Here is a 22,421-nt window from a genome sequence, read left to right on the forward strand (position 1 = left end):
TGAGCTGCTCTTATCCAGCATAATTTCTGAATCAAGTATATAACTTCTTAATTTATAGATATTATGATTAAAAAAATAATTACACCTGCAACTATAGCAATATTCTTTTGGCTAATAGGGTTGCTTATTGTAAATCAATATTATTATCCATACTTAAGACCTTATTTATATCTGTCCATAGTAGTAGCGATTGCGTGTGTAGTCATGAATAAGATTAATGAAGATAAAGACGAATAAAGACTGTCAATTAAAGACTGTCAATGACTTTTAGGGATACAAAATAGTATTGGTACAAGTGTATCTTTAAAAATGTGGCAAAATCATATTCTAAGATTTTTAGTTTTGTTTTTTTATTTTGGGGGAAACAGCTCATTTTTATGAGCTGTTTTTTGTTTTTTAAGTTTAATCTTTCTTTATGTAAATTTATTATACTTTTTTTCTTATATTTAAAGCTGAAATTAATTTTTCATGTCTGAAAACTCAACAGACAATAACGGATTGAGTTTACCAAAAAACCAAAGAACAAATAATTATGTTAAAATCAATTTTAAATTTTCAAGGAGTTGAGATTTTGAACCGCGAAGAGCAAAGAAGTATTAAAGCTGGAGAGTTAACTTGGGATTGTCAAACAGGAGATGGAGCCGTAATGGGGCAATACATTCATCCATGTATTGATCAGCCAGTTGAGATTATTCCAGCTCCAGAATTTGATTTGCCTTAATTATATTACTAGGTAAACTTTTAAGTAATAAAACCGTTTCAAATTGAAACGGTTTTTTGTTTTATGCTAAAGAAAAGCTCTTATTTATAAATTACACTAATGCTATTTTTTTTAAAAAGGGAAATATTATATATTTGACAAGTCATTTATAGCGTAGGTAAAACTTATGGAATTTTCTTTTTTAGCAGAAAATGCAAATAAGTAATGGCGCAAGCTGTAAAGAAATATTAACATTAATTTTGAATATGAAATTACTAGAAGGAAAAGTTGTAATTATTACTGGTGCAAGCCGTGGAATTGGAAAAGGAATTGCTGAAGTTTTTGCTAAACATGGAGCAAATGTTGCTTTTACATACAGCTCATCTGCAGCATCTGCAGAAGCTTTAGAAGCAGAATTAAATGCTTTAGGAGTAAAAGCTAAAGGATACCAATCTAATGCAGCAGATTTTAACGAAGCGCAGACTTTTGTTGATGCTGTTTTAGCAGATTTTGGAACTGTTGACATCTTAATCAACAACGCCGGAATTACAAAAGACAATTTGTTAATGCGTATGTCTGAGGCAGATTTTGACCAAGTAATTGATGTGAATTTGAAATCGGTTTTTAATATGACAAAAGCGATTCAGAAAACTTTCTTGAAACAAAGAGCAGGATCTATCATTAATATTAGTTCTGTTGTTGGAGTTTCTGGAAACGCAGGTCAAACAAATTATGCAGCTTCTAAAGCAGGTGCAATCGGATTTACTAAATCTGTAGCTCTTGAGTTAGGTTCTCGTAATATTCGTTGCAATGCAATCGCACCAGGTTTTATCGAAACTGAAATGACTGCAAAATTAAGCGAAGATGTAGTAAAAGGATGGAGAGAAGGTATTCCGTTGAAACGCGGAGGAACTACAGAAGACGTTGCAAACGCTTGTCTTTTCTTAGCTTCAGATATGAGTGCTTACATTACAGGACAAGTTCTTAATGTTTGCGGAGGAATGCTAACCTAAGGCACTGAGGTGCTAAGTTGCAAAGGTTCAAAGGTTTTGAAATCTTTGAATTATTAATCTTCCAATTACTGAATAAATTATGACTACAAACACGATTCTTTTATTATTGCTTTCTTTAGTAATTGCTGGTGGTTTGTCGTATTTTCAATATTTTTTCAAAGCCAAAAGTAAATCCAATGTGATTATACTTTTGGCTTTTTTGCGTTTTCTAGCCATTTTCGGATTGTTGGTTTTATTGATAAATCCGATTATTTCAAAAAACTCTCTTGAAATTACCAAAACGCCTCTGGCAGTTGTGGTTGATAATTCGAGTTCTATTGCCGCTTTAAAATCAGACCAGAAAGCGGTTGAATTATATCAAAAAGTGGTTTCGAATCCAGCTTTAAAAGAAAAATTCGATGTTCAAACCTATCAGTTTGATAATGATTTTAAAACTTCAGACCAATTTGATTTCAAAGGAAATCAGACCAATTTAGACGAAGTGGCCAAAAATCTAAAAAGCATCCACAAAAATCTGATTTTCCCAACAGTCATTATTACTGACGGAAATCAAACTACAGGAAACGATTATGTATATCGTTTTGATCCTGTCAATAAAGTTTATCCTTTGGTTGTGGGAGATACAACCACTTTTTTTGATTTAAAAATCAATCAGTTAAACGTAAATAAATACGCTTTTCACAAAAATAAATTTCCAGTTGAAGTTTTTCTGCAATATGGAGGAGATAAAACCACAAATGCAGAATTTACCATTACGCAAGGAAGCACAGTTGTAGCAAAAGAAAAACTAGCTTTCTCGCCATCAAAGAAAACAGTTTCGCTAAACTTGCTTCTTCCAGCAGACAAAGTAGGATTGCAGATTTATAAAGCCAATATTCAATCATCTGCAAAAGAAAAAAACAGTTATAATAACGTCAAAAATTTTGCAGTAGAAATAATAGATCAAAAATCAACTGTTGCAATTGTTTCTGCTATAAATCATCCAGATATTGCGGCTTTAAAGCGCTCTATTGAAGTTAATGCACAGCGTAAAGTGATTTTAGCTAAACCAAATCAGATTAATGATTTAGAAGGTATTTCTGTTTTGGTTTTATATCAGCCAACAGCAGCTTTTAAAGCGATATTTGACAACAATAAATTAAAAGGGACAAATACTTTTATTATAACAGGAAACAATACCGATTTCAATTTTCTAAATCAGCAGCAGAACAATCTAATTTTTAAAATGAGTAATCAGCGAGAAGATTTTTTATGTGAATTCCAATCAGCCTTCAACCTGTTTGCAATAGATAATATTGGTTTTGAAAATTTCCCGCCTTTGCAAAATCCGTTTGGAAATATAAGCACTAACGGAAATGTGTCTGTATTGCTTTCTTCAAAAATTAGAAACGTTTCTACCAATGCACCTTTATTGGCTTTCGCCGAAAATCAAGGAAAAAGAACCGCTTTTCTTTTAGGAGAAAATAGCTGGAAATGGCGTTTGCAAAGTCATGTCGATAATCAGTCATTTGAGAAATATGATGTTTTTATGGATAAGATTATTCAATATTTAGCATCATCGACTTCAAAGAAATCATTAGTAGTATCTCACGAAAGTTTTTATAATTCTGGCGAAGAAATCATTATTAACGCTCAATATTTCAATAAAAATTATGAGTTTGATGAAAAAGCCAAACTTACCATTACTGTTGTAAATGCTGCGACGAAACAAACTAAAAACTACGATTTACTGAAGGGAAGCAATTCTTTCTCGGCTAATTTAGAAGGACTTCCAGCAGGAAAATATAACTTTACAGTAAAAGAATTAAACTCGAATACTTCATACGCAAGTCATTTTGAAATTTTAGATTTTGATATCGAAAAGCAATTCGTAAATCCGGATGTGGTTAAATTACAGCAATTGGCTCAGCAAACAGGAGGAAAAGCTTTCTTCGAAGATCAAGCCGATCAATTGATTAATACACTTTTAGAAAACAAAGAATACAAATCAATTGAAAAAAATATCTCAAGTAAAACGCCAATTATTGACTGGGTTTGGTTATTGATTTTGATTGCTACTTTACTAACAATTGAATGGTTTGTTAGAAAGTATAATGGGTTGCTTTAAAATGAAGTGTTATGTCTTTTAAAAAAGTTTTCATTTTCTTTAGTCTGTTTTTTTGTGCTATTTTTTTTTGGATTTACATAAACGCTAGAAAAGAAAATAGAAATGACTATCAATTTGTGATCACTAAAATTAATGAAAATGCAAAAGGTAACATTACTGTGGATGGTGTGGAAAAGAAATTCAATTTTGCTAATTTTAATTCTTATAAGATCGATATTCAAAAAGACGATAGTTTAGTTAAAAAAGCATTTTCAAAAAAAGTTTATATTTATAGAAAAGATAAAAAAATAGGTAAATATAATTTAGTTTTATTATTAAACGAATCTGGAACATTTCCAATAGATTGGCAATAATTATTTATCTTTAATTTTTTTGAAATGGATTTCAGGCTAAAAGTTTTCTACACCGTTGCGCTCCGCCTTAATTTTACTAAAGCGGCAACAGAACTGTATATTACTCAGCCAGCAGTTTCTAAACATATCCAAGAATTAGAGGAAACCTATAAAACCAAACTTTTTGAACGAAACGGTTCTAAAATCGCTTTAACTCCAGCTGGAAAAATCCTTCTAAAATATACTAAAAGTATTTTTGATATCTATCGCGAAATAGACTTTGAAATGAGTTCTTTTAATAAAGAACGTCAAGGTTTGCTTAGGCTAGGAGCTAGTACAACCATTTCACAATATATTATTTCACCAGTTTTGGCGCGTTTTCATCAAAAGCAAAAAGATATAAAAGTCAATTTGCTGAATGGAAATACAGAACAAATCGAAAATGCCTTAATCAATAAAGAAATTGAAATCGGAATTGTAGAAGGACAATCTAAAAATCAATCTATAAAATACATTCCGTTTTTAAAAGACGAATTGGTTTTGGTTTGCAACAGTCATAATCCTTTTGTAAAACAAAATGAAATTTCGGTAAACGATTTGAAATCAATGAAATTTCTAACTCGCGAACGCGGATCTGGAACACTTGAAGTTATAGAATTTGCATTGAAAAAAGTAAATTTAAAACTAACCGATTTACAGATAGAAATGCAGTTAGGAAGTACAGAAAGCATAAAGTCCTATTTGCTAAACTCAGATTGTTTTGCTTTTATGTCTATTCATGCTGTGAGCAAAGAGCTGAAAAATAAAGAATTGATTGTTTTGGATGTAGAGAAGCTGTCAATAGAAAGATATTTTTATGTGGCTACCTTACAAGGAAAATCAGATTCATTATCAGAACTGTTTATTCAAAATTTAGCATCTCATTATAACTTGAAGTTATAGCCAATTGCAATTTACGATTGGCGTTTTCAATATAAACGGCGGAACTTTGCTACATAATATCAATAACCATTTATTTTGAAAACAAAAGAACAAACAACAACACAATTATTTGAAATTAATCAGTCCTTACAGCAAGTCCTTTTTCTTGCCGTAATTCTATTATGTTTATTTTCGATTATTTCTCCGCCAATAGCTCTTCTATTTGGCGTTTTAATTGTGAATCTTTTCGGGAATCCATTTGTAGAATTCAATCACAAAGCCATTACATTTTTGTTGCAGTTTTCCGTTGTTGGTTTAGGATTCGGGATGAATGCCCATAGCGCTGTTTCAGCTGGTAAAGAAGGATTTGTTCTAACGGTTTTTTCAATCTTCAGTACTTTACTTTTTGGATTATTGTTAGGTAAATGGCTTAAAACAGAGAAAAAAACGTCTCATTTAATTTCTTGCGGAACAGCAATTTGCGGAGGAAGTGCAATCGCAGCTATTTCGCCAGTTATCAAATCAAACGAAAATCAGACTTCAATTGCCTTGGGAGTTATTTTTATACTAAATTCAATTGCTTTATTCGTTTTTCCGTTTATTGGGCATCAATTAGATTTGTCACAAAAAGATTTTGGTCTTTGGTGTGCCATTGCCATTCACGATACAAGTTCTGTAGTTGGTGCTGCCAATAAATACGGCGCAGAAGCATTACAAGTTGCTACGACAGTAAAATTAGCCAGAGCTTTATGGATTATTCCAATTTCAATCTTGACCGCTTTTCTTTTTAAAAGCAAGAATTCAAGAATTAAAATTCCTTATTTTATCGGTTTGTTTGTTATAGCAATGCTAGTGAATACGTATGTTCCGTCAACAGCCATTTTTACAGGACATCTTGTAGGCATTGCAAAAATTGGTCTAACCATAACCTTGTTCCTAATTGGAGCAACTTTAAACTTTGCCACTTTAAAAGCGGTAGGAGTAAAGCCATTGCTTCAAGGTGTTTTTCTTTGGATTTTTATTGCTGTTTTAGCTTTAGTATCAATTCTTTATTTGAACTAATATTTTTTTAACCGCAAAGAGCGCAAGGTTTTGCGCTAAGGCACACAAAGTTTTTATGCATCTAGCTTTGCGAACTTTTCACTTCTTGAAAAAATAGGAATAAAATAAACTTTGCGTTCTTTGCGGTAAAACTATACTCAAAGTTGTTTTCAAACTATTATTTTACATTGGAGAATTTTACAATTGGTTTGTCCATCATTTTGTAAAATTTTCCTTTGAATGAATAGCGTCTTTCAATCTCAAAATCAAATGCTTTTTTGGTTCTGGCCATTGTTGCAATTTCTTCAGGAAATTCAACGTCAAATTCATCTTCACCTCTTGCTTTTATATTATAAGTTCCTTTTGTGGTAATAATAATATCTCTAAAATGTTTTTTAGAATTGTCATTGACTACTTTATAAGATCCGCTCCAAGCGATAAAAGAAGAGTTAGTCAACTGATAATTATTGACTTCCAGAATAGGCTGATATTTTCCGCCAAAACCAGCAATGAGATAAAGATAGCCTTCGTAAGCGCCGCCAGCACCACCGTTTGCATGAATCAAAGTAAAAGCATATTGATCTTCTCCAATTTCAACTAATTTAGGAGTAGGACATCGCGCAAAAGCCCCAAACGCAGCTACTGCAGGTTGAAAAGATCTCATTTCCCAAACATTATCATTCTTTGCAAACTTAGCCACGCCTAACAATCCGCCAGAAAAACGCCCTGTTTGAAGTCCGTCTTCGTCATGAACAGAATGGTTAAAAGCTAAAATTTTAAACTGATTTCCTTTTGAATCGCTATAGTCAATATTAGCGATAAGTCTTGTGGCAACGCCTTCTGTATAAGGAAACATCTGATCACCTTCTACGCCATTTACATCAAGAAAAGGAGAAGGTTTACAAGATTTGCATTTCCAGCTTATAAAAGTGTTTTTATCAGAAAGATGATATAAATTGCCAGGAAACAGTTTTTGCATTGTTTTTTCACCGTTTAAAGGATCAGAAACTTTAAGGATTCTTTTTGGGTTTAATAGGGTGTCGCTAATATTTTTTAGCTGTAAATCAGTTTCTTGTGCAAAGCAAAAAGTAGAAATTAATAGAAATAAATTTAAGGTAATCTGGCGCATAAAATTAAATTTTGTTAGTAAAGCAAATGTATAAAGAAAATTAGTGTTAATATATGCTTATACTGCTTTTAAAGCTTAAAATCTCAAAAAAATAAAATTGTAGAATCTTATTGATAGTATTTTTTGCGTATTCTTTAATTAAAGCTAAATTTGCTCCCTCTAATAAAAAAACAAATGAAAAAAATCCAAATGAGACCAAAATTAATCGCTTTCGGTGCATTAATTATTGGCTTTATTATGCTGTCATGGGGAAATGTTGGCCATGAGCGTATTAACAAAGCTGCTGTAATGGCTTTACCAAAACAATTACAAATATTTTTCTACAATCACATTGATTTTATTACACAAGAAGCTTCGGTTCCAGATATCCGTAAGTATGCTTTAAATTATAAAGAAGAAGGTCAGAGACACTATTTTGATATGGAAAACTTTGGTCCTGCTGACACTTATCCAAAAACATTAGAAGAAGCGAAACAAAAATACGATGCTAAATTCTTATCGGATAACGGAATCTTGCCATGGTATTTGGAAGAAATGATGACAAAATTGACTAAAGCTTTTAAAGAAAAAAATAAAGCTGAAATCTTGTTCCTAGCGGCAGATTTAGGTCATTATGTTGGTGATGCACACATGCCATTGCATACTTCTGCAAATCACGACGGACAATTGACAGACCAAAAAGGAATTCATTCACTTTGGGAAAGCAGATTGCCAGAGTTGTTTGTTAAAAATTACAAATTAAATGTTCCTGAGGCGCAATATTATCCAGATGTTCACAAAGCAATTTGGGCCTTGATCAACGATACGCACAGTTTAGCACAGCCTTTATTGGATATCGACAAAAAATTAAGAGTCGCAACTCCGCAAGACAAAGTGTTTAAAATGGATGCTGAAGGAAATGTACTGAAAACTAAATACAATACAGCTGTTTTCTCTGATGACTATGCTAAAAAACTGCACGAACAATTGAACGGAATGGTTGAAAGCCAAATGAAGAAAGCCATCGCAGCAACTGCAAGTTTCTGGTATACGGCTTGGATTAATGCTGGAAAACCAGATTTGAGCGATTTAGATGCGCCAGCTGTGACTCAAAGAAACTATCAATTTTTACAGGATGATTTGAAAATGTTCCAAAAAGGAGATTTGTTTGGAATGAAAAATCAAAATGATTAAGTTTTTATTTCAAGTTTCATAATTGAAATAGAATTTAAAAAGCCTCAGATTCCTTATGATCTGAGGCTTTTTTAATTGCTTATGTTAACGAACTTTTGCGTATAATTTTTTATTCTTGCTAGCTAAATCTTTAAACTGATATTCTTTCTCTTTTAGTACATAAGAAGCGGATTGATAATAAGAAATAGTTTCGTTGATTAGATTCTTGTTTTCAGTTTTCAATGGTATTTCATCATAACGAATTTGAAATTCGGGAGAAATACCTGCTTGACTATTAAGCTTTAATTGAAATTGTTTTGTCTCCTGCTTTGGAGAAAGTATCGTTAAAACATTGTCTTTGATTAAACCCAAGTCCTGATAAGTAGCTATAAAAGCTCTTGGCTGATAATCTGGTTGGAAAACATCACATCCAAAGAATTTACTTTGATAATCAAAATTCAGCAATCCAAACAATGTTGGCATCACATCTATTTGAGACATTAATTTAGTGCATTTTTCAGGCTTCATATCTGGGGTATATATAAAAGCTGGAATTCGGTATTTATCTAACGGAAGTTCTGTTTTTCCTGCGCTCGAAGCACAATGATCGGCCACAATAACAAAAACTGTATTTTTAAACCAAGACTGTTTTTGAGCTTGCTTAAAGAATTGGCTTAAAGCATAATCGGTATATTTTACACCGCCATCACGCGATTTGATATTTCCAGGAATGTCAATTTTATTATTAGGATAAGTAAAAGGCCTATGATTGCTTACTGTCATAATATGATTGAAAAAAGGCTTATTCTGCTTCGCTTCAGTATTCATCACTTTAATCGCTTTGCTATACATATCTTCATCACAAACTCCCCAAACGTTAGAAAAAGTCACTTCGTTTTCGGCAAAACTAGATTTGTCAATAATTTGGTAACCATTTCCAGTATAGAAATCCTGCATATTATCAAAAAATGCATCTCCACCGTACATGAATTTTACATTGTAACCTTTTTGAAGAAAGACAGATCCAGTCGAAAATTTGTTTTTATTATCCTCTCTTTTTACAACGCTTTCTCCAGCCGTTGGAGGAAGACATAAAGTTACGGCTTCTAGACCGCGTACAGTTCTGTTTCCAGCTGCATATACATTTGTAAACAACAAGCTTTTTTGAGCAAGACTATCTAGAAAAGGTGTAATATTTTGTTCGTTCCCATACATTTTCATGAAATCGGCACTTAAACTTTCAATCGTAATTAAAACTACATTTTTACGTTGTTCGAGCGAATCCTCTTTTATTTCATGTAAAGTATTTTTCCCTGAAATAGTGGGCATTTCTTGCTTTAGAATTGCAAAAGCTTTTTCGTTTGGAATTGTTTTGTAGAATTTAAAATAATCTAATTTGTTGTTCTGAAAAGCCAAATAGAACTTATAAATACCATTCGATTGCAGCTCATTAACAAATATGTTTTTAGAGTTTTCTGTTTTAGTTAAGCTAGGAATCGCCAATAAAGAAAAAACAAATAAAACGCCGTAAATGGCTGTAATTTTTAATTTTTCATTGAAGCTAGGAATCTTGTCAATATAGTTTCTTGATTTTTTTATGATAAAAAACGTAATAATTCCAGTGATAATAAATAATGCAGAGAAAATAGGAATTACAGGATAAGACTGCATAATGTTTCCAATTACTTCATTGGTGTAAATCAAGTAATTGACAGCGATGAAATTATATTTAACACCAAATTCATTCCAAAAGAAAAACTCACTTATTGCGTTTTGTAAAATCAGTAAAACGTAAAGAAAAATTACAAAAGCAAAAAGCCAAAATCGGATCTTATCTCTCTGTTGGGGCAAGAAAAGAAAAAGCGCAAAAAGAAGTGTTTTTATCGAAACAAAAATCAAAATGATTCTAGGCAAAGCGCCACCGTATTCATCAAAAATGCTTTTTCCGGAAGCGATATAAATTAAAAGCGCCACAAAACCTCCAAGTATAATATATCCGTAAGGTTTGTTGTATTTAGAATTTGAAATAAAAATAAGATACAGCCACAAGAAACCTGAAGCTAAAATAAAAACAAAAAAGTCTGACACTAAACCTAATGAAAAGATTTTCAAGCTTTCGGCAAAAGTAAACGAACTTTGTGTAATTGGATGAAACAGTAAAACTATTCTAAGTATGAAACTCACAATAAAATAGAATACTGTAAGATTGTAAAAAGGTGAAAGTTTTTTATAAAAATCCATATGTTTTATTTTTTTACAAAATTACTTTCGAATGATTAATGCCAGATTAAGTTCCACTTTTACCTTACTTAACGTTAACTTAAAGTTTGCTTAAGATGCTGATTTTCTTTATTTATTGGGATATTCAATTATTTCCCAGTTCTAAATTTTCTATCTTTGAATTGAAAAAATGAAATTCAAATTTTAATCAGATACGATAAATGCATATTTTAATAGTTGAAGACGAAGTAGGAATTGTCCAATTTCTAAAACAAGGTTTGCAAGAAGAAGGTTATCAAATTACGACCGCAGCCGATGGTTCTAAAGGTTTTGAATTGGTTCAGGAACAAAAATTTGACTTGATTCTTTTAGATTGGATGCTGCCAAAAATCAATGGTTTAGATCTTTGTAAGGCAATCAGAATCAAAGATCAGACTACGCCAATCATTTTTTTGACTGCAAAAGATACGGTTCAGGAAACTATAGAAGGATTAAAAGCTGGAGCAAACGATTATATCAAAAAGCCATTTAGCTTCGAGGAATTGGTTGAGCGAATTAAAGTTCACTTTAGAAATAAACAGCAAGCTGAAACCTTGACACTCGGAAACATTACGATGGATTTGGCGAGACATATTGTTCTAAAAGGTGAGGAAGAAATTTCGCTAACACAGCGAGAGTTTGAATTGTTGGCCTATTTAATTCAGCATAAAGGAAAAGTCTGCACAAGAAATCAGATTTTAAGAGATGTCTGGGAAATCAACTTTGAATACGACACGGGGGTTATTGATGTTTTTATGAATGCAATTAGAAAAAAACTCAATCTTAAAATTGAAGAAGATTATATAAAAACTATCCGTGGCATTGGATATATCGCCAATGATTAATAAAATGACTTCATTATCCTTTAGAAATAGAATTGCATTAAATTATATTGTAGGAACCGGATTGCTGGTTTTAGCAGTCTTTTCGGCTATATATTTTATTGTAAAACTCACCGTTTACAATCATATCGACGAGAATTTAAATATAGAAGTTCAGGACCATTTTAAAGAACTAAGAATAGAAAAAGGCGCTGTAATTTTTATGGATGCCGAAGAATGGGAGGAAAGAGAACATAATTCTGTAGATGTAAATCCTATTTTTGTTCAGTTTTTGGATTTGAACAAAAAAATTATCGAAAAATCGCCTAATTTAAAAAATGAGAAACTCGTTTTTCATAATAAGAAAGAGCATTTTCATCCTTTTGATACGAAATTACTAGGGAGTACAATTCGCCAGATACAAGTGCCGCTTCATGTGCAATCTAAAAAAGTTGGTTATTTGATTATTGCAATGTCGCTTTCTGATTCTTCAAAAGTGTTGGACAATCTAATGGATACTTTACTAATTGCTTTTCCAATCATCCTTTTTATTTTATTCTTTCTAGCAAGATTTTATGCAGGACGAAGTATTAAACCAATAAATAATATTATTCAAACTTCGAAAATTATTACTAAAGACAATCTGAAAGCAAGAATACCGTTGCCAAAAACCAGGGATGAATTGTTTACACTTTCAAAGACCATTAATAATTTATTGAATCGAATTGAAGATGCGATTGAACGCGAAAAACAGTTCACATCTGATGCCTCACACGAATTGAGAACGCCTTTAACTGTAATTAAAGGAACACTTGAAGTACTTATTCGTAAACCTCGTGACAGCAAGGAATACGAAGAAAAAATTAACTACTGTATTAATGAAGTTGATCATTTAAATTCGCTTGTAGATCAGTTGCTTATGATGGCTCGTTTTGAGAATCAAAAACAGAATATTCTAAAAGAAAATGTTTATCTGAATGCAGTTGTTTTGGATGTACTTACCTTAAATACAGAGAAAATAAAGTCCGGGCAAATAAATGTGATTTTGGATGCTCAAGAAGAATTTTATATTTATTCTGATAATTATTTAGTTGTGACGATTCTTCGAAATATCATTTCAAATGCTGTAAAATATTCTAAACCTAATAGTGAAGTTCGCATTTCATTGTCAAGAGAAAATCATAAAATTTTGTGCAGTATTTCAGATCAAGGAATTGGAATTGCGAAAAAAGATTTAGAGTCTATTCTGAATCCTTTTTTTAGATCAGATTCCTTAAACCATTCTGAAATAAAAGGAACAGGACTTGGTTTGTTCATCGTAAAACGAATGACAGATCTGCTTCAGATTAAATTTAAAATTGAAAGCGAAATTGGGAAAGGAACCAAGGTATTATTGGTTTTTGAAGAATATAATAATTCGTTAAAATAATTTTAAATTCATCAAGTAAAATGCAGTTGAAAACGATTTTTAACAATAAACTATCGTTAAGTTAAATTAAAAATTGCTTTTTAATTATTTTATGTAGTATATTTGCAACCGAATCAAAGAAGTAAAAAACAAAACTAATCATGATTTCAATTCAATTACATCATCATCATTTACATTATTGCTCTCAAGCGATGTGTTAATGGTATGCATGTAAATCATCATATTTAAAACCCGTTTGAGTACATCAAACGGGTTTTTTAATTCTAACTCTCTTTGTACTCAAACTATTAATCCAACAAACAACTAAAAAAATGAGTACTTTAAAAATTGCAATTCAAAAATCGGGTCGTTTAAACGAAGACAGCATTCAAATTCTAAAAGACTGCGGTATTTCAATCAACAACGGAATCGATCAGTTAAAAGCAGAAGCTTCAAACTTTCCTCTTGAAGTTTTATATCTTCGAAATTCAGACATTCCACAGTATTTAATTGATGGAGTAGTAGATTTAGCAATCGTTGGCGACAATCTTTTGGTAGAAAAAGGAAAAGGAATCGAAGTCGTTCAGAAACTAGGTTTCTCAAAATGCAAAGTTTCGGTAGCGGTTCCTAAAACTTTCGAATACAATTCGGTTCAAGATTTAGCCAATCTTCGTATTGCAACTTCTTATCCAAACACGGTTAACGAATATTTCAGTAAATTTGGTATAAAGGTAGATATTCACCAAATTTCTGGTTCAGTGGAAATTGCGCCAAATATTGGACTTGCAGATGCAATTGTAGATATCGTTTCAAGCGGAAGCACACTTTTTAAAAACAACTTAAAAGAAGTTGAAGTAATCTTAAAAAGCGAAGCGGTTTTGGCAGTTTCTCCAAAAGTTTCTCCAGAAATTCAAAAACACATTGATACTTTAAAATTCAGAATTCAAGCGGTTCTAAGAGCTAGAAATTCGAAATATATCCTAATGAACGTTCCAAACGATAAAATCGAAGCGGTTGGAAAAATCCTTCCCGTTTTGAGAAGTTTAACGGTTCTTCCTCTGGCTCAAGAAGGTTGGAGTAGTGTTCACTCTGTAATCGACAAAGATACTTTCTGGGATGTAATTGACCAGCTAAAAGAAGTAGGAGCAGAAGGAATTCTAGTTTGCCCAATTGAGAAAATGGTTCTGTAGGGCTTTGCCCGCTTTAGGCAGTAAGCCTTAAGCTTAAGGCCGGAAAAAAATACACAAAGTTAATTAGCTTATAGCGTATAGCTTAAAGCTTAAAGCGAAAAAAATAATGAATAAAATAGATAATCCAAAACCAGAGATCTGGTCAGAAATATTAAAAAGGCCAACTCAAACCGTTGATGATATTGAAGTTACAGTAAAAGAAATCTTCAAAGAAGTACAAAGAAAAGGAGATGAAGCTGTAGCAAAATATACTTCGATTTTTGATGGAATTTCACAAGACAATTATGAAGTTTCAGAAGAAGAAATAACTGAGGCGATTAGTTTGATTCCTAATGAATTAAAAGAAGCTATTGAATTAGCAAAAGAAAATATTTATAAATTCCACAACGCTCAGAAAACAGAAAGAGTCGAAGTGGAAACAATTGAAGGAGTAAATTGCTGGCAAGAGAAAAGACCAATTCAAAAAATTGGTTTATACATTCCTGGAGGGACAGCGCCTTTGTTTTCTACTGTTTTAATGTTGGCGGTTCCTGCTGAAATTGCGGGTTGTAAAGAAATTGTATTGTGTTCGCCACCAGATAAAAGAGGCAAAATTAATCCAGCAATTTTATATGCGGCGAATTTATGTGGCGTAACTAAAATTCTAAAAGTTGGAGGAATTCAGGCAATTGCAGGAATGACTTTTGGAACACAGTCCATTCCGAAAGTATATAAAATTTTCGGACCAGGAAATCAATTTGTAACGGTAGCAAAACAATTGGCAACGCAATTTGGAGTTGCAATTGACATGCCTGCAGGGCCTTCAGAATTATTAATTGTGGCTGATGATACAGCGGTTCCAGCTTTTGTGGCTTCAGATTTATTATCTCAAGCAGAACACGGAACAGATAGCCAAGTGATTCTAGTTTCGACTTCAAAAAAACTAATTGGAGAAGTGGAAAAAGAAGTACAATCTCAGTTAGAAGCACTTCCCAGAAAAGCAATTGCAGAGAAAGCGATCGAAAATTCGAAATTGATTTATGTCGATAACGATCAGATTGCTTTAGATTTAATCAATGAATATGGGCCAGAGCACTTTATAATCTGTTCTGAATATGATGATTTCTACTGTAACGGAATCGTAAATGCAGGTTCTGTTTTTATTGGAAATTACACGCCTGAAAGTGCCGGAGATTACGCTTCAGGAACGAATCATACTTTGCCAACAAATGGTTATGCAAAGAATTACAGCGGTGTAAATCTAGACAGTTTTATGAAATCGATGACTTTTCAGAAAATTACTAAAGAAGGAATTCTGAATATAGGAAGCGCCATCGAAACTATGGCTGAAGCTGAAGGTTTACAAGCGCATAAAAATGCTGTAACATTAAGATTGAAGAGTTTATAAAGAGAAAAGAGTATAGAATATAGAACAAAGAGTAAAAAAAACTGCAAATCAGAGGAGAGTCTATCGTCTTTATTCTATATTCTAAAAAATAAATAAAAATGAAATTCGATATAAATACAATTACACGTGAAAACGTAAAATCCTTGAAACCATATTCGTCTGCGAGAGATGAGTTTGAAGATTTTGATACAGCCGAAATGATTTTCTTGGATGCTAACGAGAATCCGTTTCAAAATGGAGTAAACCGCTATCCAGATCCGCAGCAGAATTCGGTTAAGGCTATTTTAGCTAAAAATAATTTGGTAAAGCAAAATCAGATTTTATTAGGAAATGGGAGTGACGAAGTTTTAGACTTGCTTTTTAGAGCTTTCTGTGAACCTAGTAAAGACAATATTATTTCGCTTCCTCCAACATACGGAATGTATGGCGTTTTAGCGAATATTAATGCTGTTGAAAACAGAGAAGTTCTCCTATCGACAGATTTTCAGCCTCAAGTTGAAAAGATTTTAGAAGCGGTTGACGAGAATACCAAAATCATCTTTTTATGTTCGCCAAATAATCCGACCGGGAGTTCGTTTTCAGATGAAAGCGTAGTTAAACTGCTTCAAAATTTCAAAGGTCTAGTTGTTATTGATGAAGCTTATATTGACTTCTCAGACAAAGAAAGTTGGCTGACAGAAATTGACGAATATCCAAATTTAGTGATTACACAAACGCTTTCAAAAGCGTATGGTTTGGCTGGAATTCGTCTAGGAATCTGTTATGCATCTGAAGCTGTGATTTCGGTTTTAAATAAAATTAAACCGCCTTATAATGTAAACGAATTGACGCAGCAAAGAGCGAAAGAACGTTTGAAAGATTCTGATAAAATAAAACAAGAAATAGCTTCTATTATTGAGCAAAGAGAAGAATTGCTTAAAGTTTTACTTGAAGTAAGTTTTGTTGAAAAAGTATATCCGACAGAAGCCAATTTTATTTTAGCCAAGGTGGATGATGCTAACAAAAGATACGATCAGCTAATTGAAAAAGGAATCGTTATTCGCAATAGAACAACACAGCCTTTATGCGAAAATTGTCTTCGTTTTACAATTGGAACAAAAGAAGAAAACGCGGTTGTAATTAGAGAATTGAAGTTGTTGAAATAGAAGAAAGAATATAGAGTAAAGAAGAAAGAAAAAAATGAAAGAGCTTTTGAGCTAGAATGAAAAGTCCATTTTTCTTTACTCTTTTTTCTTTATTCTCAAAAATAAAAACATGAAAAAAGTACTTTTTATCGATCGTGACGGAACGATCGTTTTAGAACCTGAAAATTATCAATTAGACAGCTTAGATAAACTAGAGTTTTATCCGAAAGCGTTTCAATATCTGGCTAAAATCGCCAATGAATTAGATTACGAACTGGCAATGGTCACCAATCAGGACGGATTAGGAACAGATAGTTTTCCTGAAGATACGTTTTGGCCAACGCAGAATTTCATCTTAAAAGCTTTTGAAAACGAAGGAGTTGTTTTTGATGAAATCTTCGTAGACAGAACTTTTCCAGAAGAAAACGCACCAACCCGCAAGCCAAGAACAGGAATGCTGACTAAATACTTGAACAATCCCGAATATGATTTGGCTAATTCTTTTGTTTTGGGTGACCGTTTAACAGATGTGGAACTGGCTAAAAACTTGGGAGCAAAAGCCATTTTCATGAACGATACAGATGGAATTGGAAGCAATGAAATTTCATCTAAACGTGAAGAATTAAATGATACAATCGTTTTGCAATCAATGGATTGGAAGAAGATTTACGAATTCTTGAAATTAGAAGCGCGTTCTGCTTCTATTACTCGTAAAACAAACGAAACGGATATTTACATCAACTTAAACCTTGACGGAACAGGAAAAAGCAAAATCGATACTGGAATTGCGTTTTTTGATCATATGTTAGATCAAATTTCACGTCACGGTCAAATGGACTTGGAAATTATTGTAAAAGGCGATTTAGAAGTAGATGAACACCACACCATAGAAGATACTGCAATTGCTTTAGGAGAAGTTTTCGCGAAAGCGTTAGGAAACAAATTAGGAATCGAGCGTTATGGTTTCTGTCTTCCTATGGATGATTGTCTAGCACAAGCAGCAATTGATTTTGGAGGAAGAAATTGGCTAATCTGGGAAACTGAGTTTAAACGTGAAATGGTAGGTAAAATGCCAACAGAAATGTTCTATCACTTCTTTAAATCATTTACAGACGGCGCAAAAGCCAACTTAAATATCAAAGCAGAAGGAATCAACGAACATCATAAAATTGAAGCCATTTTTAAAGCTTTCGCAAAAGCGATAAAAGTAGCCGTAAAAAGAGATACTGAGAAAATGATTTTGCCTTCAACAAAGGGAATGCTTTAAAATTTGTTTCAAGTTTCAGGTTTCAAGTTTCAAGTTGCTCAACAGAACGTGAAACCTGAAACTTTAAACTTGAAACAAAACAAACAAAAAAATAATGAAAATAGTAATTATAAATTACGGAGCAGGAAATATTCAGAGCATTATGTTTGCTATTGAAAGACTAGGTTTTAAGGCAGTTTTGAGTAATGATCCAGACGAAATTAAATCGGCTGATAAAGTGATTTTTCCTGGCGTGGGCGAAGCGAGTTCAGCGATGGCAAAACTTCGTGAAAGCGGTTTGGAAAGTTTGATTCCAGAATTGAAACAGCCTGTTTTAGGAATTTGTCTTGGAATGCAATTGATGTGCAACAAAACAGAAGAAGGAAATACAGAAGGTTTAGGAATTTTTGATGTTGATGTTTTGAAATTTTCAAACAACGTAAAAGTACCACAAATGGGATGGAATCAGATTTATGATTTAAAAACCGATTTGTTTAAAGGTATTTGTGAAAATGAATTCATGTATTTGGTTCATAGTTTTTATGCGCCAAATTGTGATGAATCTATTGCTACAACAAATTACGACGTTGAATATGCATCGGCTTTACAAAAAGATAATTTTTACGGAACTCAATTTCACCCAGAAAAAAGTGGTGATGTTGGCGAAAAGATTCTAGGAAATTTTTTAAAAATGTAAAATTTCAATATCAATCAAAATTTCAAAAAATCAATTTCAATTTTTAGAATCTAAAATCTAAAATCAGAAATCTAAAATTAAAAGCATGAGAATAATACCAGCCATAGATATCATTGAAGGAAAATGTGTTCGTTTGTCCAAAGGTGATTATGATACTAAAATAATTTACAATGAAAATCCGCTTGAAGTAGCGAAATCATTTGAAGCACACGGAATCGAATATCTGCATTTAGTAGATTTAGACGGTGCAAAATCAAGCAAAATTGTCAATTATAAGATATTGGAACAAATTGCCAATCAAACGAGCTTAAAAATTGATTTTGGAGGCGGATTAAAATCGGATGACGATTTAAGAATTGCTTTTGAAAGCGGTGCAAACCAAATAACAGGGGGAAGCATCGCTGTAAAAAATAGAGCTATTTTTGAAAAATGGATTTCAGAATACGGTTCAGAAAAAATCATTTTAGGCGCTGATGCTAAAGATGAAAAAATTGCCGTTTCTGGATGGTTAGAAGAATCTAATGAAGATTTAGTGCCATTTATTCAAGATTATCAATCAAAAGGAATTCAGTATGTTATTTGTACCGATATTGCTAAAGATGGAATGCTACAAGGTCCAAGTTTCGATTTATACAGCAAAATTTTAGCAGAAGCTGAAGGAATAAAGTTAATCGCTTCTGGTGGAATTTCAACTTTTGACGAATTGCCAAAATTGGCAGAATTAGGTTGTGAAGGAACCATAATTGGAAAAGCGATTTACGAAGGGAGAATTAGCTTGAAACAACTAGAGAATTACATAATTAGATAATGAGTTAATTAGAAAATTAGATAATTAATCTAGCAAACGTATAGAATTATCTAATTGACTAATTATCAAATTGACAAATTAAAAAACATGTTAGCAAAAAGAATAATACCTTGCTTAGATATAAAAAACGGAAGAACCGTAAAAGGCGTTAATTTCGTGGATTTGCGCGATGCTGGAGATCCTGTTGAATTAGCTGAAATTTATTCGGCTGAAGGTGCGGATGAATTGGTTTTCTTAGATATTTCTGCAACAGAAGAAAGGCGCAAAACACTGGTAAACATGGTGCGAAGCGTCGCAGAGAAAATCAATATTCCGTTTACGGTTGGAGGTGGAATTTCATCTGTTGAAGATGTAGATATTCTGCTGAACAATGGAGCAGATAAAGTTTCAATTAATTCATCGGCAGTAAAAAATCCGCAATTGATTAATGATTTGGCTCAGAAATTTGGAAGTCAATGTGTTGTTGTTGCAATCGACGCCAAACAGATTGACGGACAATGGATTGTACATTTAGTTGGTGGAAAAGTACCGACAGAATTGAATTTATTCGATTGGGCTGTTGAAGTTGCAGAACGTGGTGCTGGAGAAATTTTGTTTACATCGATGGATAATGACGGAACTAAAAATGGTTTTGCAAACGAGGCTTTGGCTAAACTTTCAGAACTAGTAAATATTCCGATAATTGCTTCGGGAGGCGCTGGAAATATTCAGCATTTTGTAGATTCTTTTAAAGAAGGAAAAGCGGACGCAGCTTTGGCAGCAAGCGTTTTTCACTTTAAGGAAATCGAAATCAAAGCTTTGAAACAAGAACTTAAGAATAATGGTATTGAAGTAAGGTTGTAAAAAATCCAAATTTCAATCAATAAATAAAAAAATCAATTTCAGCTTTAAGAATCTAAAATCTGAAATCAAAAATCTAAAATAATTATGGACATCGATATCAAAAGCGCACACGGATTAATTCCGGCGATCATTCAGGATGCAGAAACAAAAAATGTTCTGATGCTGGGATATATGAACGAAGAATCGCTTCAAAAAACAATAGAAACACAAAAAGTAACTTTCTTTAGCCGTTCTAAACAAAGACTTTGGACAAAAGGTGAGGAGAGTGGTAACTTTTTAAACTTAGTAAGCATTAAAAATGATTGCGACGGAGATACGCTTTTAATTCAGGCAAAACCTGTTGGACCAACTTGTCACACAGGAGCTGATACGTGTTGGCAAGAGCCAAATGATGCGAATTATGGTTTTATTTCTCAATTAGAAAACACAATCAAAACTCGCAGAGAAAATGCTGATTCAGAGAAAAGTTATGTAGCTTCTTTATTTGAAAAAGGAATTAATAAAATTGCTCAAAAAGTTGGGGAAGAAGCTGTAGAAGTTGTTATTGAAGCTAAAGATGATAATGATGATTTGTTCCTTAGCGAAAGCGCTGATTTATTGTTTCATTATTTGATTCTGCTTCAAGCAAAAGGATATCAATTGAATGATGTTGTGGAGGTTTTGAAGGGACGCCAAAAGTAACACAAGCTTGTCATTTCGACCGAAGGGAGAAATCACACTAGAAATTCCGCAAAGAATGTATTCAATCTTTGTCGATCTATAGAGGGAATTTCTCCCTTCACTCGAAATAACAAAAAATATAGTATTTTAGTATTAAATAATATATTTATGCGATTAGTTCTATACTTGTTTTTGCTTTTGGTTCCGAGTTTAAATTATGGCTTTAAAAAAAATGTAATGCCATATTCGATGGTTATTTCTAAAGCTGTTTTGATTGTTGACGGAACTATTTCTAAAGTTTCTGAAAATGAATATGAGTTCACGATAAGTGAGTTCATAAAAGGAAAATCTAGCTCAAAAATTAATGTAGCAATCTGGAAAGAGTGGCTATGTGATCCCAGAAATAAAGAATTAAAAAAAGGACAGAGAATGATTTTGTTTCTGGAAAGATCTCCGTATGGAAATTTTTATCCAATTAATGAAAGTACTGGAGAGTTGTATGTAGATAATAATACTTTTCTCGATATATTCTTGCCCAAAGCTTTTGTAAATCCTACAATTCTAAAGAAAGGGATTTCTATGTTTTTGGATACGTATACATTTTATGGAAATTTTAATGATCGATTTTATCAAAATGCTCATTTTGTGCGCAGCAAGTCTATTTTTGAAGTTTATAAAATGACAAAAACTAATACGGCTTTTAAGTTTTTAGTTGAGAATGCAGAATATTTTAAGCCAACAGAAGTACAATTTTTTCCCGTTTTATAATTACTTCACAAATTCAAAAACTGCAAATTCTTGCGGCTGATGAAAACCAAACTTTAAACTATTATAAGGCTGTAAAGCAATATATTCGGTTGTGTTACCGTAATCAATCCTAAAAGCATTTCCTTTCCATTTAGTTCCGACTTTAGGTTTCGAAAAACCGCCATTTTTAATTTTTCTAAGACTAGAAAAAGGAATTTTTATTTCTACAGTGTATCCGTCTTTATTGATTTTACTGACAGTTTCTAAGCCTTTAATGTCAAAATCCATTGAGGTATTCCATCCTCCGCATTCTTCCGAAATGCATTTTAAAAGTAAATCATAATTGGTAGAAAATGCGTTTACACCAATTTCAATATAGTTTTGGCTGTCTCCGTCTGGGTCAAGAAAAATTTCAACCAAATCATCAGTATTAAATACCTGAGAATCTTTCTTTTGTAATGTTCCGATTATTTGAGAATCCGTGCATTTATAGGCTAAGTACAAGTTTTTATTATTCCACGAAAGTGAAACGAAAGTGTTTTGAGTGGCGTTTTCTCTAGTATTATGAATCACAAAAGGGCCAAGAAAAGGTGTTTTCCAGTCGGTTAAATCACCATCCATCTTTATTCTTTTATTTGTTTTATGAATGAGGATATTTTGTGAATTAACAGTAGTTGCAATTATTACCAGTAAAGACGAAAGTATTGTGCCAAATCTCATATATGATTCTAGTATTTTAAAACCACTAAAATAGAGAAGATTAATTGAAATAAGTGATTTTTTTTTCTGCTTAAAATCATAAAATTTTAAAATACTAGATATGAATGTTTACATTT

The 22,421-nt window shown here is 32.4% G+C and carries 21 protein-coding genes; 18 read left to right on the forward strand and 3 right to left on the reverse strand.

The window, feature by feature from the left end:
- Nucleotides 1-532: 532 nt before the first annotated feature.
- The 6 genes from QLQ95_RS20685 to QLQ95_RS20710 all read left to right on the forward strand — a co-directional run bounded on the left by QLQ95_RS20685 (nucleotide 533) and on the right by QLQ95_RS20710 (nucleotide 6,135).
- The gene (locus QLQ95_RS20685; protein WP_141248133.1) at nucleotides 533-721 is read left to right on the forward strand and encodes a hypothetical protein; all 189 of its coding nucleotides are present in this window, start codon (nucleotides 533-535) and stop codon (nucleotides 719-721) included.
- A 245-nt stretch (nucleotides 722-966) separates the two neighbouring features.
- On the forward strand, nucleotides 967-1,713 hold the full coding sequence (gene fabG, locus QLQ95_RS20690) for a 3-oxoacyl-[acyl-carrier-protein] reductase (protein WP_482501481.1): 747 nt from the start codon (nucleotides 967-969) through the stop codon (nucleotides 1,711-1,713).
- A 79-nt stretch (nucleotides 1,714-1,792) separates the two neighbouring features.
- Nucleotides 1,793-3,820 carry a hypothetical protein gene (locus QLQ95_RS20695; RefSeq protein ID WP_482501482.1) on the forward strand — a complete coding sequence of 676 codons (2,028 nt, stop codon included), beginning with the start codon at nucleotides 1,793-1,795 and terminating at the stop codon, nucleotides 3,818-3,820.
- Between the two features lie 11 nt (nucleotides 3,821-3,831).
- Nucleotides 3,832-4,173: a hypothetical protein gene (locus QLQ95_RS20700; RefSeq protein WP_095929286.1), complete on the forward strand. Its 342-nt coding sequence runs from the start codon at nucleotides 3,832-3,834 to the stop codon at nucleotides 4,171-4,173.
- Between the two features lie 24 nt (nucleotides 4,174-4,197).
- Complete coding sequence (locus QLQ95_RS20705) at nucleotides 4,198-5,094, forward strand: LysR family transcriptional regulator (RefSeq protein WP_095929287.1); 897 nt, start codon at nucleotides 4,198-4,200, stop codon at nucleotides 5,092-5,094.
- Between the two features lie 75 nt (nucleotides 5,095-5,169).
- The gene (locus QLQ95_RS20710; protein WP_428239102.1) at nucleotides 5,170-6,135 is read left to right on the forward strand and encodes a YeiH family protein; all 966 of its coding nucleotides are present in this window, start codon (nucleotides 5,170-5,172) and stop codon (nucleotides 6,133-6,135) included.
- Nucleotides 6,136-6,292: 157 nt separating this feature from the next.
- On the opposite strand, the gene QLQ95_RS20715 is transcribed toward QLQ95_RS20710, so the two are convergent.
- The gene (locus QLQ95_RS20715) at nucleotides 6,293-7,243 is read right to left on the reverse strand and encodes a hypothetical protein (RefSeq protein WP_428239101.1); all 951 of its coding nucleotides are present in this window, start codon (nucleotides 7,241-7,243) and stop codon (nucleotides 6,293-6,295) included.
- A gap of 174 nt (nucleotides 7,244-7,417) precedes the next feature.
- Between QLQ95_RS20715 and QLQ95_RS20720 the strand changes: the two genes are divergently transcribed.
- Nucleotides 7,418-8,416, forward strand: a complete 999-nt coding sequence (locus QLQ95_RS20720) for a zinc dependent phospholipase C family protein (RefSeq protein WP_428239100.1) — start codon at nucleotides 7,418-7,420, stop codon at nucleotides 8,414-8,416.
- An 84-nt stretch (nucleotides 8,417-8,500) separates the two neighbouring features.
- Here the strand turns inward: QLQ95_RS20720 and QLQ95_RS20725 are convergent, their stop codons facing one another.
- Nucleotides 8,501-10,636: an LTA synthase family protein gene (locus tag QLQ95_RS20725; protein WP_482501485.1), complete on the reverse strand. Its 2,136-nt coding sequence runs from the start codon at nucleotides 10,634-10,636 to the stop codon at nucleotides 8,501-8,503.
- Nucleotides 10,637-10,836: 200 nt separating this feature from the next.
- Between QLQ95_RS20725 and QLQ95_RS20730 the strand changes: the two genes are divergently transcribed.
- The 11 genes from QLQ95_RS20730 (at nucleotide 10,837) to QLQ95_RS20780 (ending at nucleotide 21,606) form a co-directional block, all read left to right on the forward strand.
- The gene (locus tag QLQ95_RS20730) at nucleotides 10,837-11,499 is read left to right on the forward strand and encodes a response regulator transcription factor (RefSeq protein WP_320493576.1); all 663 of its coding nucleotides are present in this window, start codon (nucleotides 10,837-10,839) and stop codon (nucleotides 11,497-11,499) included.
- Between the two features lie 4 nt (nucleotides 11,500-11,503).
- Entirely contained in the window at nucleotides 11,504-12,904 is a 1,401-nt protein-coding gene (locus QLQ95_RS20735) for a sensor histidine kinase (RefSeq protein WP_482501487.1), read from the forward strand.
- A 311-nt stretch (nucleotides 12,905-13,215) separates the two neighbouring features.
- Nucleotides 13,216-14,073: an ATP phosphoribosyltransferase gene (hisG, locus tag QLQ95_RS20740; RefSeq protein WP_095929293.1), complete on the forward strand. Its 858-nt coding sequence runs from the start codon at nucleotides 13,216-13,218 to the stop codon at nucleotides 14,071-14,073.
- Nucleotides 14,074-14,179: 106 nt separating this feature from the next.
- Nucleotides 14,180-15,460: a histidinol dehydrogenase gene (gene hisD / locus QLQ95_RS20745; RefSeq protein ID WP_482501489.1), complete on the forward strand. Its 1,281-nt coding sequence runs from the start codon at nucleotides 14,180-14,182 to the stop codon at nucleotides 15,458-15,460.
- A 98-nt stretch (nucleotides 15,461-15,558) separates the two neighbouring features.
- A complete protein-coding gene (gene hisC / locus QLQ95_RS20750; protein WP_482501490.1) occupies nucleotides 15,559-16,605 on the forward strand; it encodes a histidinol-phosphate transaminase in 1,047 nt (348 codons plus the stop codon).
- Nucleotides 16,606-16,714: 109 nt separating this feature from the next.
- Complete coding sequence (hisB, locus tag QLQ95_RS20755) at nucleotides 16,715-17,851, forward strand: bifunctional histidinol-phosphatase/imidazoleglycerol-phosphate dehydratase HisB (protein WP_428239096.1); 1,137 nt, start codon at nucleotides 16,715-16,717, stop codon at nucleotides 17,849-17,851.
- A gap of 94 nt (nucleotides 17,852-17,945) precedes the next feature.
- Nucleotides 17,946-18,527: an imidazole glycerol phosphate synthase subunit HisH gene (gene hisH / locus QLQ95_RS20760; protein WP_482501492.1), complete on the forward strand. Its 582-nt coding sequence runs from the start codon at nucleotides 17,946-17,948 to the stop codon at nucleotides 18,525-18,527.
- 85 nt (nucleotides 18,528-18,612) lie between these two features.
- On the forward strand, nucleotides 18,613-19,335 hold the full coding sequence (gene hisA, locus QLQ95_RS20765; protein ID WP_482501494.1) for a 1-(5-phosphoribosyl)-5-[(5-phosphoribosylamino)methylideneamino]imidazole-4-carboxamide isomerase: 723 nt from the start codon (nucleotides 18,613-18,615) through the stop codon (nucleotides 19,333-19,335).
- Between the two features lie 87 nt (nucleotides 19,336-19,422).
- The gene (hisF, locus tag QLQ95_RS20770) at nucleotides 19,423-20,178 is read left to right on the forward strand and encodes an imidazole glycerol phosphate synthase subunit HisF (RefSeq protein WP_428239093.1); all 756 of its coding nucleotides are present in this window, start codon (nucleotides 19,423-19,425) and stop codon (nucleotides 20,176-20,178) included.
- An 81-nt stretch (nucleotides 20,179-20,259) separates the two neighbouring features.
- A complete protein-coding gene (gene hisIE, locus QLQ95_RS20775; RefSeq protein ID WP_320493721.1) occupies nucleotides 20,260-20,859 on the forward strand; it encodes a bifunctional phosphoribosyl-AMP cyclohydrolase/phosphoribosyl-ATP diphosphatase HisIE in 600 nt (199 codons plus the stop codon).
- Nucleotides 20,860-21,006: 147 nt separating this feature from the next.
- Nucleotides 21,007-21,606, forward strand: coding sequence for a hypothetical protein (locus QLQ95_RS20780; RefSeq protein ID WP_320493568.1), 600 nt, complete (start codon nucleotides 21,007-21,009; stop codon nucleotides 21,604-21,606).
- On the opposite strand, the gene QLQ95_RS20785 is transcribed toward QLQ95_RS20780, so the two are convergent.
- On the reverse strand, nucleotides 21,607-22,305 hold the full coding sequence (locus QLQ95_RS20785; RefSeq protein ID WP_482501496.1) for a carbohydrate-binding family 9-like protein: 699 nt from the start codon (nucleotides 22,303-22,305) through the stop codon (nucleotides 21,607-21,609).
- Between the last annotated feature and the right edge of the window lie 116 nt (nucleotides 22,306-22,421).

The sequence above is a fragment of the Flavobacterium sp. B330r genome, from assembly GCF_056824325.1.